The following is an 18,867-nucleotide window of genomic DNA, read 5'->3' as shown; positions in this document are numbered from 1 at the left end:
CGAGATGCAATGCACCTCGCCCACCTCGCTACCTACTGGCTAGCGGACGTTGCCGTAGATCCAGGCGGTATTGGTCGGCGTCAGCCGGTAGCGCAGGCTGAGCTGGTCATCCTCCGACCACGCACCGGTCGTCGGATTCTGGCGGACGAGCGCGATCGTGATCGGCTGGACCGAACCGTCGGCGGCGGCTCCGCTGGTGAGCGCGCTGCGTGGGATGACGACCTCGATGCGTCCCGTTGTCGGATCCCATTGCGGTGCGATGACGGACGTGATCGACGAGTCGGCCGTCCACGCTCCTCCGCTGACCGAGAAGTGGGCGTAGTTCGTCGAGTCCGACCACCGTCCCACCATGTACGCAGCTGGTCGGGGCAGGGTCGCGCCGTACATCGCCGTCGTGCTCGTCGTGGTGGAACTGCTGCCCGAGTAGTCGCCGGCATAGACGTTGACGGCGAACTTCGGCGTCGTGTTGTAGCCGGGGAGGGTCCCCGACGCGTTGTCGATGCGGATGTAGATGTTGTTGGCATCGTTGGCGATGGCGACGTTCTTGATGTCCGTGTTCGCGTCGCCGCTGGTCTCGTTCCCGACCTTCGAGACGAAGTACGGGATCGGGTTCCACTGGGGCCAGTCTCCTGTCGTCCCCGAGTTCACCGTGAGGCTGGCGTTGGAGCCGGCGTCGCTGATGGGCGCGTAGGTCCGAGTGTCGGCCTGGTGGGTGTAGACGAGTGCCGCGAGCACGTACCAGGCGCCGGTGACCGGTTCCACCATCGTGGAGATGATCGGCTTCTGGCTCACATTGGAGACGGCCTCCCCGGGCGGCATGTAGCCCGCTGCGGTGCGCGTGACGTACCAGGTGAGCCGGTTGAGCGCGTCGGTGGTGTTGCCTGTGTACGTGTCGTCGATCGCCGCGTACATCGACATCTGGGGCCAGGACGGTTCAGCGGCCAACGCTTCGTTGCCCGCAGGGCTGTATGGCGACGTGTAGTAGAAGTTGTCTCCTTGGTACCGCGCCAGCCCGTAGGTGTCGTGGGTGAGGGTCGAGATGATCTTCGACAGGTGCGAGACGGCACGACTACTGCTCGGGTCGACGACCCCCGAGACCATCAGCATGTCGGACGACGAATCGATCGTCGTCCTGCCCGTGTTGTCGGCGTTCACCGCTCGGTTGTAGTAGCCGTCTGGCGAGTTCCACATGCCGGCGGGTGAATTGAGCGAGCTCGTCTGCAGCGCGGTGGCAATGGATCCTGCGGCATGGCTCCACGTGTCCGCATCCGTGGTGTCGCTCTTGCTTTGCGCGACGGATTCGGCAGCCCACAGGCCACTGACGTAGAGGGCCTGGGTGAAGGCGTTGTACTCCTGCGTCTCCTCCCAGATGGACGCGTCCTTCGGGCCGAGCCCGTTGCTCGCGATGTTGTTCGACACGAAGTTCGCGGCCTTCTGGATCTCCGGCCAGACGGCGTCCCGGAATCCGGTGTCACCGGTCTGGATCCAGTGCCGGTAAGCGCCGATGAGGAAGATGCCGACACTGTCGAGTTCCGGCTCGACGAAGCTCACGTGCTGACCGGTCCAGTTGTCGTAGGTCGTGCCGAAGGAGCCGTCGGCGTATTGGACGCTCGCCAACCATCGGAAGTACTTGTCGGCCTCCGCGTGATGCCCGGAGCTGTCCAGAGCGAGCGCAGTGACCGCGGAGTCGCGAACCCAGCTCTTGTAGCCGTAGGCGATCGGGTTGGTGGCAGCCGGCCACACTCCGAGAACCGGGCTCTGGGACTGCTTGATCGAGACCAGCGCCCGGTCGAATGCGGTCGACAGGCCGGTATCCGAGAAGTTGCTCGTCGTACGGGATCCTGCTGCGAGCCAGTTGGAGTATGCCGTCGTGGTGTTGTTCAGCCAGTAGGTTCCGGTATGCGCCCGCGCCGCATCGGCAGCAGCGTTCGCGTTGCAGGCTGTGTCGGCGATCGCCAGGTAGAAGGAAGCGGTTGCGTCGCCGCCGGCGGGAACGTTGACCCTCTTGTTGATGGCGAGGTCGACGTTCATCGCGCTGACGGAACTGTTGTTCGCCAGTGTGCCGTTGTTGTCGAAGGTGTACCACGGAGCGACGGACGCGCTCGTCAGCGTGGAGTTGGTGTCGTCGCCGACCTGGTGCCCGTCGGCGCCGTCGAGCGCGCCGAGAGTCACGTGGTACTGACCGCTGGCCGACATGTCCGCGTCGGCGGCGGTGCGTGTCGCATCCCAGGACGCCGTGACGTTCTGGCCGGAGGATCCGGTGTTGTTGAGGTGGACAGCATCGAGGACGTTCAGGTTCACCGCACTGGTGCCCGGGTTGTGGAGACGGTACTGGACGACGAGGAAATGCTGGTTCGGTACGAACGCGTAGTCCCGGCCGATGGTGACGGTGGTGGCTGACCCGTTGTAGGCGCCGTAGTCACTGCGGAGGACGCCGCCCGAGTCGATGTAGCCGGTCGCACTACCGAAATCGTGGACCTGGTCGTACTTGTTGCCGTTCGTCTCGTCGCGGAAGAACCCGGTGTAGTCGACGATCTGGTTGACCGCGGAAGCGGAGGTCGCGCCGGCGGGGGAGTAGTGGAGTTCGCCAAGTCGCGGGCCGTACTGCGTATTGGAGTCGGTCTGGGCCAGCTGCGGAGCCATCCAGATGCCCGTGGTGTCCGTCCAATTGTTCATGTAGAGGCTGCGGGCGGTCTCGGTGGAGGGCTGCGTAGGTGACGTTGCCGAAGCGTGTGTCGGTGCCGCGACCACGCTGAGCGCGGTCGCGCTGAGCAGGGCGAGCGCGACGACGGGTGCGAGTCGCGAGGTGAGTCTGTGTTTCATCGACGCCTCCTTGGGTCGACAGGGGAGGGGAACAGGGCGAGTCTCGACCCCCTCGGTTAGTTCTGTCAAGCAAGTAAATGAACCAATTTCCGAGCGCTGCGGCGCGAAGAAGCTTCGCTAAGGTCGATGGATATTTGATTGACAGAACTAATTGACACCGTCATGATGTGAACTACTCGACCCTTGGGGGCACAACGATGTCACGCCTTAGGAGCACGAAAATGTCACACACTCCCGCTGTCCGGGCACGGCGCCTTCGAAACGTCCTGACGGGCGGCCTCGCTGCAGTCGCCACCATTGCCTCGCTCCTCGTCGGGTCCGCCGCATACGCGTCGGGAGGGACCCCGACTCTCACCAGCGCCTACGTCAGCCAGGCCCGGTACGCGCCCGGCGCGTCCGTCACCGTGACAGCAGTCGTCGCCGAGACCAGTGGCGCCGGCTCCTGGTCTGGTCCTGTCGGATTCACGGTGTCGCACCTCGGCAGCACCGTGGCCACCGGGACAGCGACCGCGAATGTGGCAGCCAATGGCACCCAATCGGTCACCTGGAACACCACGGCCCCGAGCGCGGACTTCACCGGGTACCTGGTCACAGTGACGGCGGGAGCATCCACCACCCAGACCGCGATCGACGTGTCCAGCGACTGGAAGCACTTCCCCCGATTCGCCGCCCTCACCACGTATCCGTCCGGCACGACCACGGCGCAAGCGCAAGCCGATGTCGATCAGCTGGTCCGCGAGTACCACATCAACGCCTTCCAGTTCTACGACTGGATGTGGCGTCACGAGAACCCGATCGAACGCAACGCCAACGGCACCCTCGCATCGACCTGGACCGCTTGGAACGGAGACGTCATCTCGCCGACGACCGTCCAGAACTACATCCTCGCCGTGCACAACGACAGCGCCGCGGCGATGCCGTACTCGATGTCGTACGCAGCCCTGCAGAACTATCAGAGTGTGTCGGGGGTGGACCCGAACTGGGCTCTGAAGTACGCGTCCACCGGCCAGCCGTGGGCCTTCGAGATGAAGCCCAACCAACCCAGCACGAACCTCTACATGTTCAACCCCGCGAACACCAGCTGGCAGAGCTACATCACCGCCAAGTACGTCGACGAGGCGAACACGATGGGGTTCGACGGGGTGCACCTCGACCAGCTCGGCAACTGGGGCGCGATGACCGACACCTCGAACAACCCCGTCGATCTCCCGTCGGGCCTCGCCTCACTCGTGGCCGCATCCCGAAGCGCACTGGGCACGGGCAAGGCGCTCGGGTTCAACGCCGTCGACGGATACGGCGGCGACAACGTCGCCAGTGGAAAGCAGACCGACTACCTGTACAGCGAGCTCTGGGACAACCACGAGACCTATACGGCGATGAAGACCTACCTGGACACGCAGAAGAACGAATCGGCAGGCATCCCCTCGGTCATCGCGGCCTACCCGAACACCAAGGATGACGCCGGCCCCACGTACGAAGCCGAGAACGCGACCCTGAGCAGCGGCCTCACCGTCGACTCCGACCACGCCGGCTACACCGGCACCGGGTTCGTCGCCAACTACGGCAACACCGGCGACACGGTCACGTTCACGATCACCGCCCCCGAGACCCGCCGCTACAGCCTCGTCTTCCGGTACGCGAACGGCGCGGCGGGCGACGCCACACGCAGCGTCGCCGTCGACGGAACGACCCTGGGCAACGTCACCATGCCCACCGACGGCAACTGGAACAACTGGCACTACGACGCGGATATCGTCACGCCCACCCTCACAGCGGGGACGCACACGGTCACCATCTCCGTCGGCAGCAGCAACACCGGATTCGTGAACCTCGACAATCTCGTCCTCGGGACCCTCGACACCAACTCCGTCGAACTCGAAGACGCCGCCATCGCCGCCTCCGGTGCAACGAACATCGGGATGGCGCAAGGCGACTCGATGCTGTCCGCGCCGTACTTCCCCGACCACGACAAGCAGATGACCAACGCTCTGCGCGCGTGGGAGAAGAACTACTACGACTTCATCACCGCGTACGAGAACCTTCTCTACGGCCCGGATGTGCACTCCGTCGACTCCGGGTCGCAGTTCCTCTCGATCGCGGGCGTAGCGACCTCCGGTGACGCTTCGGCGAACACCGTCTGGACCGACGTGAAGAAGACGTCCAGCGACGATGTCGTTCAGCTCGTCAATCTGCTCGGGAACGACAACACCTGGCGCGACGCGGGTAAGGCCACGCCGCCGGCGCAGACGAACCTGGCGGTCAAGTACTACATCGGGCCGAACGAGTCCCCGACGGCGGTGCACGTCGCCACGCCGGACAGCAACAACGATTCCAGCACGAACCTGAGCTACACCATCGGCACCGATGGCAACGGCCGCTACATCAGCTTCACTGTGCCGAAACTGAATGTCTGGGACATGATCTACATCGACCGCGGCTTCACCACGCCGAGCGGCAACCAGTACGAGGCCGAGAACGCTGTGCTGACCAACGTCACCACCAACACCGACCACGCGGGTTACACCGGAAACGGATTCGTCGACAACTTCTATCAGACCAACAGCGGCGTGTCCTTCACCGTCAGCGCAGCGACGAGTGGCAACTACCACCTCACGCTCCGGTACGGCAACGGCGGCTCCACGGCGACGCGAATCGTCGCCGTCGACGGTCAGCAGGTAGCCACGCCGACCTTCCCTGCACAGGGCACCTGGGACTCCTGGACCACAGTGTCCGTACCGGTCACACTCACGCCGGGCCTCCATACGGTCGTCATCTGGTGCACCGGGGGCTCGGGAGCGATCAACCTCGACAACCTCACCGTCGGGCCCTGAGTGCGAGTCCTACGGCACGGGCGCTGCAGCTCGAGAGTGCGGTTCAGCGCGTCAGCGCCTTTCCGCTCCGGGATGCGTGCCGAGCACGTAGGTCTGGATGGCGATGACGGCAGCTCCGCGGCACCATTCGAGATTGTCGCCGGAGGTGGCGACGAGATCGAGGCGCTTCGCCCGCGGGTCGCGGTCGGCTGCGATTCCCTGGTCGACCGCCTCGCGTGCGATCTCGACGAGGCGGACGCCTTCGCCGCCGAGGATGATGCGTTCGGGGACGGTGAGGTTGGCGATGGCGGCGAGGAGGCGGCCGAGGCCCCGGCCGGCATCGACGACGACGCGGTGAGCGGCGGGCTCACCGGCCACCGCCAGGTCGAGCGCCTCGTCGTACCCGACCTCGCGTCCGAGCGCGGCGCTCACTTCGTGGGTGATGGCTCCTTGCGTGAGAACGCTGCGTGCGCATCCTCGATGGCCTGCGGGGCAGAGCGGGCCGAACGGGTCCAGCGGCCAGTGTCCGATGAGTCCGATGCCGGTGTCCTCGTCGGCGACGATGCCGTCGTGGATGACGAGGCCGTACCCGATCCCGACGCCGAGGGTGATGACGGCGAAGCGGTCGAGCCCGCGTCCGTAGCCGAACCAGTGCTCGGCTTCGGTGAAGGCGACGACGTCGTTCTCGATGATCGTCGAGATGCCGGTGCGCGCCTCGATCATGTCGACGAGCGGGACGTCCTCCCATTCGAGGAAGGCGGCGCTCGCCACGGTGGAGTTGTGGGCGATTCGGCCGCCGAGGCCGACCCCGATCGCAGTGACCCTCGGGACTGTGCCCGCGAGCCGCTCGGCGACCTGGGCGATCGCATCTGCAACGGACTCCGGGTCGCGCGAGCTGAAGGATGCGCGGTCGGCGCTGATCACGTTGGCGCGAAGATCGGTGGCGACCCCCTGAACGTCATCGGCCGTGAGCTTCATCCCGATGAAGTGGCGGGAGTCCGGCACGATGTCGAGCGGGCGTGATGGGCGGCCGGTGCGACCCTCCGTGAGCTCGCCGGTCTCGACCAGCAGCCCGCTCTCGATAAGAGGAGCACTCAAGCGCGTCAGCGATCCCGGGGAGAGATCGAGCCGGCGTGCGATGTCGCTTCGTGAGAGGGGTCCATTGATCAGCACTTCGAGTGCGACCGAACGGGAGGCACCCGTCCCGGGCGTCCATGAGGGAGCGCTAATCGTCACGCCGACCCCCTTTCTCTGTTCCCTCACTCTCGCATAGCCAGATTGTTTCGTCAATCAACGAATCAAGGGCGGGAATGCGGGCGAGAACCGGAAGTTGACACCGAGTTCTTTTTGCTCTAGAAATAATTCACACCAAGAGGCGCTCGAGCTGAGCGCTCCGGTCACCCTTTGACAGGAGAACTGCAATGAAGCGTTCCACCGCACTGGCCGGCTCTGCGGCGATGGCCGCCGCCATCGCGCTCGTCGTGGCCGGCTGCTCGTCCCCGTCGGCCGGATCCTCGACCGACGGCTCGTCCAGCAACCCCGTCACCCTGACATTCTGGGGATCCTACGGAAACGGCGGCAACTCCACCCAGGAGGATGCGCTGAACAAGACCTTGATTCCCGCCTTCGAGAAGGCCAACCCCGGCATCAAGGTCGACTACGTCGACATCCCGTACGACAGCCTGCTCCAGAAGCTGACCACGAGCGCGGCCGGCGGCACGCTGCCCGACCTGGTCCGGTCCGACATCGGCTGGGTGCCTCAGCTGGGCCAGCTCGGCGTTCTCACGCCGCTGTCCGACAGCATGAGCGACTTCGGCACCCTCTCGAAGGCGACGTACCCGGGCTCGCTCGCGACCAACAAGTACAACGGCAAGTACTACGGGCTCCCGCTCGACGCCAACACCCGCGTGCTGATCACCTCGCAGAAGGCTCTGGATGAGGCCGGGATGAGCACTCCGCCGGCGACCTTCGACGACCTGAAGCAGATGGCGGCGAAACTCAAGGGCACCGGAGTGTCCGTCTTCGCCGACGGAGGGCTGGGCGGCTGGAACATCTACCCGTGGATCTGGTCGAACGGCGGCAGCATCACGAACTCCGGCCTGACGAAGGCCACCGGCTACCTGAACGGAGACAAGTCGGTGGCGGCCATCCAGATGCTCGTCGATCTGTACAAGGAGGGACAGATCCCGAACCTGATCACGGGCAACCAGGGTGCGACCTCCACGTCGGACGGCCTGCCGACCGGCAAGTACGCGACCATCCTCGATGGCCCGTGGATGAAGGGCATCTGGGCCGGACAGTACAAGGACTTCAAGCCGGTCTACGCACCGGTGCCCCACGGCGACGGACCGTCGACCAGCGTCGTGGGCGGCGAGGACATCGTGCTCACCGCATCGTCGAAGCACCAGGCCGCGGCCGAGAAGTTCATCCGCTTCACGCAATCCGAGTCGTTCCAGATCGAGATGGCGAAGACCGGTCAGATGACCGTGATTCCGGCATACGCGTCCAAGCAGGCCGCCATCGACCCGTATTACACGATGTACGCGGACCAGCTGAAGACGGCGAAAGCGCGCCTGGCGATCCCGCAGGGGGCGAAGGTCGACAACATCCTCAGCACCGCGCTGACCCCGGCATTCACGGGATCAACCAGCGTCAAGGATGCGCTCACCACGGCGGCCCAGCAGATCGATCCGCTGCTGACCGGCAAGTGACCTCGTGAGCACGGCCACAGCAGACACCTCAGGCGCGGCGGGAAGCACTCCCGCCGCGCCGCGGCCCTCCGCCGCCCCTGGCCGCCGTTCGGCACCGCCGACGCAGCGATCGCCGCGGCCGCGGCGGCCGCCGACGGCCGGCCGCGTGCTGACCCGCGCGACGCCCTACCTCTTCATCGCCCCCGGTTTTCTCCTCTTCGCCGCGCTGATCCTCGTGCCCATCGCGCAGGCCGTGCAGATGAGCTTCTACGACTGGAAGGTCATCGCCGGGGCGGTCAGCCAGTTCATCGGCCTGGACAACTACATCCGGGCGTTCTCGGACGATCATTTCTGGCTGAGCCTCGCGAACAGCGGCATCTACATGCTCTTCACGGTGCCACCGCAGATCATCATCGGCTTGTTCATCGCTCTTCTGCTCAAGCAGAAGAGCCCGACTCAGCCGGTGTTCCGGGTGCTCTTCTATCTGCCGGTCGTCACGAGCTGGGTCGTGGTGTCGCTGCTCTTCAAGTACCTCTTCGCCGACGGCGGCCTCATCAACTTCACGCTGCACGACTTCCTGCACCTGATGAACTCCGACGTCTCCTGGCTTTCCGGCCGATGGACGGCCCTGGTCGCGATCTGCGCGCTGGGCGTCTGGAAAGGCGTCGGCTGGTCGATGATGATCTTCCTCGCCGCGTTGCAGGGAGTGCCCCGTGCGCTCGAGGAGGCGGCGATGATGGACGGCGCCGGCCGCTGGCAACGCTTCCGTACCGTCACCGTCCCGGCCATCTGGCCCACGCTCCTGTTCGTCACGGTGATGCTCGTGATCGGCGGCTTCAACGTCTTCACGTCGGTGCTCCTGATGACCGGCGGTGGACCGGGCGGCGCGACCGATGTCGTCCTCACCTACATGTACAACCAGGCGTTCACGTTCCTCGACTTCGGCTACGGTTCCGCTCTCGCCGTGATCCTGTCCGTGATCGTCTTCGTGCTCGCCATCGTCCAGCTGCGCGTGTTCCGCGACCGCAGCGGAGAGGATCTCGCATGACCGCCACCGCCGCCACGACGGCCGCCGCGCCCCCCGCGCGCAGGCGGCTCGGCGTGCGCCGAGCCCGGTCCCTCGGCACCGCCGCTCGCATCGCCATCCTGATCGTCGGGGCGGTGATCATGGTGACGCCGTTCCTCTACATGCTCTCCACCAGTTTCAAGAGCCAGGCGTACGTGCTGACAGTTCCGCCGCAGTTCATCCCGAACCCGGCGACCACGGCGAATTACACCCAGGCGTTGACGACGCAGGACTTCGGACTCTACTTCGTGAACTCCGTCATCGTGGCCGTCATCTCCACGGCTCTGTCGCTGCTGATCAGCTCGATGATGGCCTACGGGTTCGCCCGGTTCCGGTTCCCCGGACGCGAATGGATGTTCCGCATCCTGTTGCTCGGGCTGGTCGTGCCAGCGATGATGCTGATCATCCCGCAATTCGTCATCGCGAAGTTCTTCGGCCTGATCGACTCGCTCGGCGGCCTGATCGTCTTCTACGTCGCCGGGTCGCTCGCGCTCAACACCTTCCTGCTGCGCGGATTCTTCGCCGCTATCCCCGACGAGCTCGACCAGGCGATGCAGGTGGACGGTGCGAATGCGTGGACGAGGTACTGGCGTCTGGCGATCCCTCTGGCCAAGCCCGCCCTGGCGACGGCGACCATCTTCACGTTCCTCGCCTGCTGGGACGAGTTCGCCTGGGCCCTCACCATCATCAACACGCCGGAGCACCGCACGCTGCCGATTGCCATCGCGCTGTTCCAGGGTCAGAACGCGACCCAGTGGGGCCTCGTCTTCGCCGCATCCATCATTGCGATCGTTCCGGTGATCGTCGTCTTCCTGGTGTTCCAGCGGTACTTCGTGCAGGGCCTGACCGCGGGGGCGGTGAAGGGATGAGCGAGAGGACGGTGCGCGCCGAGCTGCTGCCGGAACGCTCCTCGTTCGAGGCCGGCGAGGATGTCCGCGTGGAACTGCGCGGAGCATCCGGCCCGGGCACGCTGACGCTGTGGCACCTGGGCGTCGAGGTGGAGAGCCGGGAGACCGAAGGCGCCGGGTATCTCTCGCTCGGCTCGCTCGCGCCCGGCGGGTACGGGGTCGAGTGGACGGACGGCGTATCCATCACGAGAACCGCGGTCGAAGTGACCGAGCATCCAGGCGCGCGCATCCGCTACGGCTTCACCGTGGACTACTCGCCCGGGCGGGATCCAGAGGGGCTCGCCGACACTGTCCGCCGCCTCCACCTCACCGACGTGCAGTTCTACGACTGGGCCTATCGCCATGCCGAGCTGCTCGGCGGTGGCGAGGCGTACGAGGATGCGCTCGGCCAGCCCGTCGCTCTGGAGACCGTGCGCCGCCTCGCTGACGCGGTGCGGGCGGCCGGAGCCCGCGCGCTCGGCTATGCCGCCGTCTACGCCGTCGGACCGCAGGAGTGGGACCAGTGGAAGGACTGGGCGCTCATCGACGCCACGGGCTCGCCGTACGCCCTCGGCGACTTCCTGTTCATCGTCGATCCGGCGGCCGTGTCGTGGCTCTCGCACTTCCGTGAGGAACTCGCGGCTTCGGTCGCGACGGTCGGTTTCGACGGCTTCCACCTCGACCAGTACGGCTACCCCAAGCACGCTCGTCGCGCGGACGGCCGGGCGGTGGACGTCGGCAGCTCGTTCGAGGCGCTGATCGCCGGGGTGCGCGACCGCCTCCCGGAGGCGCGCCTCGTCTTCAACAACGTCAACGACTTCCCGACATGGGTGACCGGCGCGACCCCGCAAGACGCCGTGTATGTAGAGGTGTGGGATCCGCACGTGACCCTCGGCGCTCTGGCGGCGGTCGCCACGCGCGCCCGGGCGGCCGGCGAGGGCAAACCGGTCGCCATCGCCGCCTACCAGCATGTCTACGACTCCGTTCCAGCGGGTGCGGCCGACGAGGCCACCGCATTCACGATGGCGACGCTGTTCTCCCACGGGGCCACCCACCTCCTCGCCGGCGAGGCCGACCGCATCCTGGTGGACCCCTACTACGTCCGCAACCACACGGTGGAGCCCTCGACCGCTGAGCTGCTCCGCCGCTGGTACGACTTCATGGTGGAGCACGACGAGCTGCTGTTCGACCCTCGCATCGTGGATGTCACCGGCTCCTACGCGGGGCCGTACAACGACGACATCGACGTGTCGTATGCAGCAGCGCCGGTCTCGGGCGAGGCCGTAGCCGGAGCGGTCTGGCGACGTGTCACGAGCACCCCTCGCGGGCTCGTGGTGCAGCTGATCAACCTCGCCGGCCAGCCGGACACCCTCTGGGACGGGCCGAAGGAGACGCCGGCCGCCGTCGGCGAGGGCGTCTTGCGCATCCGGACCGTCGCCGGTTCGCCGCCCCGCGTCCGCGTCGCCGATCCGGATCGCTCTCCGCGGCTCGTCGAGGTCCCCGTCGACGCCGGCGCCACCCACGCGACGGTCACCCTGCCGGCCCCCGGCACCTGGCAGCTCGTGCTCATCGAACTCGATCCGAACGGAATGGAATGACCGACGTCACGCTCCTGCCGACCGCGGTTCCCCCGCGCACGACGGCCGAGGAAGACCCGTGGTGGCGCTCTGCCGTCGTCTACCAGGTGTACCCGCAGAGTTTCGCGGACGCGGACGGCGACGGCGTCGGCGACCTGCGGGGCATCTCCCAGCACCTCGACCACCTGGAGGAGCTCGGTGTCGACGTGATCTGGCTGTCGCCGATCTACGCCTCACCGCGCGACGACAACGGCTACGACATCAGCGACTACCAGCAGATCGACCCCATCTACGGAACTCTGGACGATTTCGACCAGCTGCTGGCGGACATCCATTCGCGGGGAATGAAGCTCGTCATGGATCTGGTCGTGAATCACACGTCCGATGAGCATCCGTGGTTCGTCGAATCCGCGTCCCGGCCTGACAGCCCCAAGCGCGACTGGTACTGGTGGCGTGCACCCCGCGAGGGCTTCGCCGGCGGAGAGCCGGGGGCGGAGCCCAACAACTGGGGGTCCTTCTTCTCCGGATCCGCGTGGCAGTACGACGAGGCGTCCGGCGAGTACTTCCTGCACCTGTTCTCGCGCAAGCAGCCGGACCTGAACTGGGAGAACCCCGAGGTCCGCGGTGCCGTGTACGACATGATGAGCTGGTGGCTCGACCGGGGGGTCGACGGCTTCCGGATGGACGTCATCAACCTCCTGTCGAAGGTGCCATCGCTGCCGGATGGCGTCGTCGCGCCCGGCGCTCTCTACGGCGACGGCTTCCCCTTCTACGCGCAGGGGCCGCGCATCCACGAGTTCCTGCACGAGATGCACGAGCGCGTCTTTGCGCACCGTGAGGGAGCCTTTCTCACCGTCGGCGAAATGCCTGGCGTCACAGTCGAGGATGCGCGACTGTTCACGGATCCGTCGCGTCGCGAAGTCGACATGGTCTTCCAGTTCGAGCACGTCGGCCTGGACCACGGCCCGGGCGGCAAGTGGGACCCGCGTTCCGCCAGTGTTCGCGACCTCAAAGAGTCGTTCGCCCGGTGGCAGGAGGGACTGGCCGAGGCCGGCTGGAACAGCCTGTACTGGAACAACCACGACCAGCCCCGCGTGGTCAGCCGATTCGGCGACGACGCGGACTACTGGCGCGAATCGGCAACGGCCCTGGCGACCGTCCTCCACCTCCAACGAGGCACCCCGTACATCTATCAGGGTGAGGAGATCGGCATGACCAACATGTCGTTCGCCGACATCACGGGGTTCCGCGACATCGAATCGCTGAACCACTACGCCGAGGCCGTGCAACTGCGCGGCGTCGCCCCGGATGAGGTGCTCGCCGCCCTGCGCATCATGAGCCGCGACAACGCGCGCACACCGTTCCAGTGGTCGGCTGAGCCGAACGCCGGTTTCACGACGGCCGAGCCGTGGATCCCGGTGAACCCGAACTTCGACCGGATCAACGCGGACGCTCAGCGACGCGATCCTCGGTCGGTGTTCGCGTATTACCAGGCCCTCATCGCGCTCCGACACTCCGAACGTGCCATCTCGCACGGCAGCTTCCAGCTCCTCCTGCGGGAGCATCCCACCGTGTTCGCCTACGTGCGGACTCTGGAGGCGCGGGAGGTTCTCGTGCTCGCGAATCTCGTCGGCGCAGCGGCGACGTATGAACTGCCGGAGGCCGAGGTGTGGGCAGACGCGGTGCCGGTGCTCGGGAACACCGAGGCGAATGTTCCGCGTGTGGATGGGCGCTTGGGGCCGTGGGAGGCCCGGGTGTTCGTCCGGGACGCTCGGTAGCGTCGTCGCACTCGTCGGAGCCGTGGTCATCTGGCGAGTGCGCGCCGTCACGTGGCGTTCCGATTCAGGTCCCGGTCGGCCGGCTCCGCGTTCGGCCGGCGGCTCCTCGACAGCGCGTCAGCGCCGACCCTGCCCCGGGGCGCTGTCACCCGGCGAGCTCGGCGGAGGTGGGGGGTTCCGCGCCCGCCCGGGACACGGTGATCCCGGCGGCGCGAGCGGCCGACTGGCCGGCCGACGCGAGTTCGGCGGGTGAGAGACCACGCGCCGTGTCCAGGCCGGCCTCGAGGAACCAGGCCAGCAGAGCGGCCATGTAGCTGTCGCCTGCACCGACGGTGTCCACCACCTGAACGGTGACGGGTGCGATCTCGACCGTGGAGCCTCCCGCGGTGAGGATGGAGCCGGCGGAACCCCGTGTGACGGCCACGAGTGCGCCGGTGGATGAGATCGCGCGTGCCGCCTCGTCTGCGCGCACGTCCGGGTACAGGAAGAGCGCATCCTCGTCGCTGAGCTTGACGATGTCCGCCCGCCTCGCGAGTCGCTCGAATCGTGCCACGGCGTCGGCGCGGTCGCCGACGAGGGCCGGACGGATGTTCGGGTCGAAGCTGATGCTCGCCTCGGGGCGGAGCTCCTCGACGAGTTGCTCGATTCTGTCCGCGCCCGGTGCGAGGAAGGCGGAGATCGAGCCGATGTGCAGATGCCGAACGGGAGGCACGGCGATCCGTCGGGGGAGCTGCCAGGTGATGTCGAACTCGTACGCAGCCGAGCCATCCGCCGTGATTCTGGCTTCCGCGCTGGAGGTCGTCGGAAGGCTCCACGATTCCGGCAGGAGAGTGACGCCGGCGCCCGTCAGGCGCTCGCTGATCGCGTGTCCTCTGGCGTCGTCGCCCACAGCGGTCAGGAACGACGTCGCCACACCGAGCCGGGCGAGACCGAGCGCGACATTCGCGGGGGAGCCCCCGGGGTGCTCGCGCGTCGTGCCGTCGCGATGGATCACATCGATGAGCGCCTCGCCGGCGACCAGTACGCGGTGAGCGTCCGCCGTGGGGTCGAAGGCCTGCTCGGGCGATGACGGGGGCATGTGTGGACCTGCTCTCTTTCCGAATCGACGTGACCCGCGCGGCCGTGATTGCTCGATGCCGCGCGTCGATCAGTGTGGATAATACGTATTGCAATGTTCACCGGTGCGGAGAGGATGCGCCACTCGCCATGATCCGATGCCGCGGAATCGTCACGTCTCTCGGTCGGCATCACAGTAGATCGGTCTCCTGCTCGGCGCCGAGAGGATCCGCGCGGCGAGCCGTCGGTCGTGCAGCAGCGCGACCGTCCAGGCGAGGTAGTACAGCGCGATCAGGGGGAGGGCGAGCAGAAGCATGGAGATCACGTCGGCCGACGGCGTCACGATCGCCGTGAAGCCGAGGATGACGAGGAAAGCGATGCGCCAGCCGTGCAGGATCGACGCGGCGGAAAGCAGTCCGAGGAAGTTCATCAGCACGAGGAAGACCGGCGAGACGAAGGCGAAGCCGGCCGCGACGACGAGTTTCAGCACGAACTGGAAGTAGTCGTTGGCCTGGATGAATGACGAGGAGCCGTCCGCTGCGAAGCCCGTGAGCAGGAGGACGATGTGCGGCACGATCAGCCAGCCGGCGACGCAGCCGCCGAGGAAGAGCGGGACGGCGGTGAAGAAGAAGCCGAACCCGTACTTCAGCTCCCGGCGACTCAGGGCGGGGACGAGGAAGGCCCAGGCCTGATGGAGCCAGATCGGGCTGGACGCCACGATGCCGATCGCGAACGCCGCCTGCATCCGCAGGTCGAAGGCGCCGGTGATGGTGTCGAAGTTCAGCGCTGCGAGGCGATGCTGCGACGCCGCGGCCTCCGCGATCGGTGCCCGCAAGGCGGCGAGCAGGAGCGGGCCGAGGAACCAGCCGCCGATGGTTCCGGCCACGAGCGCCGCCGCGGCTCGCACCGCGCGACGACGCAACTCCGTGACGTGAGCCGCCAGCGACATGCGCGCGGTGCGGTTCGCGCGGCTCATGGCGCGTCCGGGCCGGGCCGCTCGCGGGCGCGGGTCGCGGGCTCGGGCTCAGAGAGCAGTGCCTCGCGAATGATCCGCCGCGGGTCGTACTGCCGCGGATCGTACCGACGCCAGTCGAGGTCGACCGACTCGCCGGTCTCCTCGCGCACCTGCCGCTGCACATCGTCGGCGAGCCCGCGCAGGGAGCGGACGAGCCGACCGAGCCTGGCGGCGTAGGCCGGCAGCCGGGTCGGGCCGATCAGGAAGGCGGCGATCACGCCGATCACGAGCAGTTTCTCGAAGCTCATGACGCCCTGCTCACGGTCGGGCGGAGACCTCGTCGGAACCGGAGGGCGCAGCGGACTTCTCCGCGGTGCCGCCGGCTTCGCCGTCCGACAGGTCGTGGACCTCCTTGCGGAAGATCCGGATCGACTGGCCGAGGCCCTTCGACAGGGCGGGCAGGCGCGTGGCGCCGAATAACAGCAGCACCACCGCGAGGATCACCAGCAGGTGCCAGCCACCGAGATTAGCCAACATGAGTCATCTCCTTTGACGAACCGATACGAGCCAATTCGTATTAGTAATTCGTATTGGCAGAGTAGACAGCGGGCCGGGCGATGTCAAGCCGCGTCGGCTTCAGCTGTGGACCCTGGCCTCCAGGCGCACCAGGTCGAAGGCGCCGTCGGTCGCGAAGACGCCGACGCGGCCGGAAGCGAGGTCGTAGATCCGCGTGCTGAGGGCGACCCGGTCGTCCACCACGACCACGCAGATGTCGCCGTCGAGGTGGACCTCTATGGTGTGCCGGCCCGGGGGCAGAGGGACGGGGCGCTCCGATTCGAGCTCGTGCGGCACATCTCCCCGGACCTGCCACTGCTCGCCGCCGGTCGTGCCCCGGGGCCAGCGATCGAACACCAGCCGATCGCGGTACGGCTCGAGCCGGATCGAGTACGCCTTCCCGGCGTCGTCGGAGCTGCGGAGGAGGAGGCCGCAGGCCTGCGTGGAGGGAGCGATGTCCACCTCGGCGACGAGGAGCGCCTCCGCCGGGACCTCGCCGGCGAGCCAGGTCGAATGCCGATCCAGCGCGCCGCGGCCGGGGACGGCATCCGCGCCCTGCAGCGGGGTGAGCTCCGGCACAAGGTCGCGGGCCGCTCCATAGAGCGCCTTCACCGCTCGAGGCAGGCCGAATCGCAGAGAGCCGTCGGGGGACTGCATGGCGCGGAGCGACGACATCGTGCCGGCCCACTGCCACTCGCCGCTGTCGGTCTCGCCCCGTCTGGTCGCGATCCACCCGATGAAGTGGCGCTCTCCGGCGTGCTCGACGGTCTTCGATGCGTAGAAGGCGCGACCGTCGACGGTGTCGTGCTCCGGCGCGCGCCAGGGCCCGTCGGGAGAGTCGGCGATGCGGTAGCGGGTCTGGAAGGAGTCGGAGAACTCCGAGTAGACGAGATACCAGTGGTCGCCCCACTGGAAGACGTCGGGGCACTCCTGGGTGATGAACCGGCGCGGGTCCCAGAGGGGCACTGCGTCCCGCCAGTGGACGAGATCGTCCGAGACGAGTCGTGCGACGACGCCGGAGCGGCGATAGGGTGTTCCGGTCCATCGGGTCGCCAGCAGCATCTGCCACTGCTCGCCGGGAGCCGTGCGGAACACGAACGGGTCTCGCCAGTCCTCGGCCGAGTAGCCCTCGAGGGCGCCGAAGGTCCACTCGGGGTGGCGGGTCCAGGAGTCGAGCCCCGCCGAGGACGTCGCGTGGCAGACGACCTGCGCGTCGCCGTCCGCCGTGCGGATGCGCGGATTGTGGCCGGTGTAGAAGAGGTGGTGCACGCCGTCGTCGTCCGTGACGACGCTGCCGGTGTAGCAGTCGAAGTCCTCGGCCTCGGCGCCTCCCGACGGCAGTACGACGCCGCGGTCGGTGAACCGCGCGAAGTCGGTCGTCGTCACCGCTGCCCACGGCATACCCTCCTCGCGGTCGAGTGGGCGGCGCGGGTCGCGCGTGTCGAGGAGGTAGTACAGCCAGACCGTGCCGTCGTGTTCGAACGGGATGACATCGCCGACGTGCCCGCCTTCGGGCAGGAAGTGGGCGGAGCTCATCGGGCGGAGCCCGAGCGCGGGGCCCCGAGGGAGGCGCGGTCGATGTATTGACACGGGACGAGGGTGCGCTTCGGCGGCTCCTCGTCCTCGATCAGCAGCCTGCCGGCGGTGATGCCCATCTGAAGGTGGGGGAGTGCGACGGTGGCGAGCGGCGGGTGCAGCTCTGCGGCGAGCTCCGGCTGGTCGTCGAAGCCCACGATGGAGATGTCCCTCGGGCATTCCAGCCCGGCCTCGTGGGACGCGAGCAGTGCGCCGACCGCCATCCGGTCGTTGCCGCAGACGAGGGCCGTCGGCGGCTCGTCGGCCAGGATGCGGGACGCCAGTTCGTACCCCGAGGACACGTGGTAGGTGCCGTAGGCCCGGGGGATGGACGCGGGGTCGATGCCGGCCTCGACGGCGGCGTCGACGAGGCCGCGCTCGCGCTCCTTGCACGCGTAGTCGTCGGACGGACCGCCGAGGAAGGCGACGCGCCGGTGACCGGCGGCGAACACGGCCGCCGCAGCGTCCCGGCCGCCCTGGTACTCGTCGGCCAGCACGAGGGGGGCGCCCTCCACGTTGCCCGCCCAGCAGTTGACGAAGATCGTGCGGATGTCCTCGCCGATGTCGAGCGCGGAGATCGGCTCAGGGCCGGGGGCCGCGTACACCAGCCCGGCGACTCCCTGCCGGACGAGGTTCTCCACGGCCGCCTTGCCGCTGTCGGGCGCCTCGGAGATCTCGACGACGAACGATACGTAGCCGGCGGGCTGCACCGCCTGTTGCACGCCGAGCACGATCTGGCCGGCGTACGCCTGCGAGACGACGCGGTGCGCGATCACGCCGATGGTGAAGGGGCGGTTGGAGCGCAGGGACTGCGCCGCCCGGTTGGGCTGGAACCGCAGTTCCTTCGCCGCCTTCAGGATCCGCTCCCGGGTCTCGGGGGCGACCGAGATGTCGCGCCGGTCGTTGAGCACGAAGGACACCGTCGGCTGAGACACCCCCGCCCGCCGGGCGACATCCTTCATGGTCACCCGCTTCGCCGGGCCTTTGCTGTTCGCAGCCATGTGATCGATCCTCCCGCAACCGATCATGCCACAAGCTAATACGTATTTGCACTGAGGCGACGGGTGGAGCTATGCTCGGAACCCCAATACGTAT

At 67.3% G+C, this 18,867-nt stretch carries 14 protein-coding genes; 6 read left to right on the top strand and 8 right to left on the bottom strand.

All coding sequences use genetic code 11. From position 1 onward, the window contains the following. Positions 1–39 precede the first annotated feature (39 nt). Positions 40–2,823 (bottom strand): glycoside hydrolase family 15 protein, encoded by a 2,784-nt coding sequence (locus LLS1_RS14850; RefSeq protein WP_226656703.1) that lies wholly within the window; start codon positions 2,821–2,823, stop codon positions 40–42. 221 nt (positions 2,824–3,044) lie between these two features. Here LLS1_RS14850 and LLS1_RS14845 point away from each other — a divergent pair, with 221 nt between their 5' ends. After that, positions 3,045–5,654 (top strand): glycoside hydrolase family 66 protein, encoded by a 2,610-nt coding sequence (locus LLS1_RS14845; protein ID WP_226656701.1) that lies wholly within the window; start codon positions 3,045–3,047, stop codon positions 5,652–5,654. A gap of 51 nt (positions 5,655–5,705) precedes the next feature. On the opposite strand, the gene LLS1_RS14840 is transcribed toward LLS1_RS14845, so the two are convergent. Further along, on the bottom strand, positions 5,706–6,731 hold the full coding sequence (locus tag LLS1_RS14840) for an ROK family protein (protein WP_226656699.1): 1,026 nt from the start codon (positions 6,729–6,731) through the stop codon (positions 5,706–5,708). Positions 6,732–7,054: 323 nt separating this feature from the next. On the opposite strand from LLS1_RS14840, the gene LLS1_RS14835 reads away from it, so the two are divergent. The 5 genes from LLS1_RS14835 (at position 7,055) to LLS1_RS14815 (ending at position 13,631) form a co-directional block, all read left to right on the top strand. Then, on the top strand, positions 7,055–8,344 hold the full coding sequence (locus LLS1_RS14835; RefSeq protein WP_226656697.1) for an extracellular solute-binding protein: 1,290 nt from the start codon (positions 7,055–7,057) through the stop codon (positions 8,342–8,344). A gap of 145 nt (positions 8,345–8,489) precedes the next feature. Further along, positions 8,490–9,371, top strand: a complete 882-nt coding sequence (locus LLS1_RS14830) for a carbohydrate ABC transporter permease (RefSeq protein ID WP_226656695.1) — start codon at positions 8,490–8,492, stop codon at positions 9,369–9,371. Further along, entirely contained in the window at positions 9,368–10,258 is an 891-nt protein-coding gene (locus tag LLS1_RS14825; RefSeq protein ID WP_223359058.1) for a carbohydrate ABC transporter permease, read from the top strand. The genes LLS1_RS14830 and LLS1_RS14825 overlap by 4 nt, the downstream gene beginning before the upstream one ends. After that, on the top strand, positions 10,255–11,874 hold the full coding sequence (locus LLS1_RS14820; protein ID WP_226656693.1) for a glycoside hydrolase family 66 protein: 1,620 nt from the start codon (positions 10,255–10,257) through the stop codon (positions 11,872–11,874). The genes LLS1_RS14825 and LLS1_RS14820 overlap by 4 nt, the downstream gene beginning before the upstream one ends. Then, positions 11,871–13,631 (top strand): alpha-glucosidase, encoded by a 1,761-nt coding sequence (locus LLS1_RS14815; protein ID WP_226656691.1) that lies wholly within the window; start codon positions 11,871–11,873, stop codon positions 13,629–13,631. Before LLS1_RS14820 ends, LLS1_RS14815 begins: the two co-directional genes overlap by 4 nt. A 145-nt stretch (positions 13,632–13,776) precedes the next feature. On the opposite strand, the gene LLS1_RS14810 is transcribed toward LLS1_RS14815, so the two are convergent. The 6 genes from LLS1_RS14810 to LLS1_RS14785 form a co-directional block, all read right to left on the bottom strand. Further along, positions 13,777–14,709, bottom strand: coding sequence for a carbohydrate kinase (locus LLS1_RS14810; protein WP_226656690.1), 933 nt, complete (start codon positions 14,707–14,709; stop codon positions 13,777–13,779). A gap of 150 nt (positions 14,710–14,859) precedes the next feature. Then, the gene (tatC, locus tag LLS1_RS14805) at positions 14,860–15,663 is read right to left on the bottom strand and encodes a twin-arginine translocase subunit TatC (protein WP_226656688.1); all 804 of its coding nucleotides are present in this window, start codon (positions 15,661–15,663) and stop codon (positions 14,860–14,862) included. Beyond that, on the bottom strand, positions 15,660–15,950 hold the full coding sequence (locus LLS1_RS14800) for a twin-arginine translocase TatA/TatE family subunit (RefSeq protein WP_226656686.1): 291 nt from the start codon (positions 15,948–15,950) through the stop codon (positions 15,660–15,662). The genes tatC and LLS1_RS14800 overlap by 4 nt, the downstream gene beginning before the upstream one ends. Before the next feature lie 10 nt (positions 15,951–15,960). Then, a complete protein-coding gene (gene tatA / locus LLS1_RS14795) occupies positions 15,961–16,179 on the bottom strand; it encodes a twin-arginine translocase TatA/TatE family subunit (protein ID WP_223359064.1) in 219 nt (72 codons plus the stop codon). Between the two features lie 99 nt (positions 16,180–16,278). Further along, a complete protein-coding gene (locus LLS1_RS14790) occupies positions 16,279–17,733 on the bottom strand; it encodes a glycoside hydrolase family 32 protein (RefSeq protein ID WP_226656684.1) in 1,455 nt (484 codons plus the stop codon). After that, positions 17,730–18,773, bottom strand: coding sequence for a LacI family DNA-binding transcriptional regulator (locus tag LLS1_RS14785; protein ID WP_226656682.1), 1,044 nt, complete (start codon positions 18,771–18,773; stop codon positions 17,730–17,732). Before LLS1_RS14785 ends, LLS1_RS14790 begins: the two co-directional genes overlap by 4 nt. Positions 18,774–18,867 lie beyond the last annotated feature (94 nt).

Origin of the sequence: Leifsonia sp. LS1 (assembly GCF_020521355.1) — a bacterium.
Taxonomy (GTDB): Bacteria; Actinomycetota; Actinomycetes; order Actinomycetales; family Microbacteriaceae; genus Leifsonia.
This window is presented reverse-complemented; position numbering and strand designations above follow the sequence as displayed.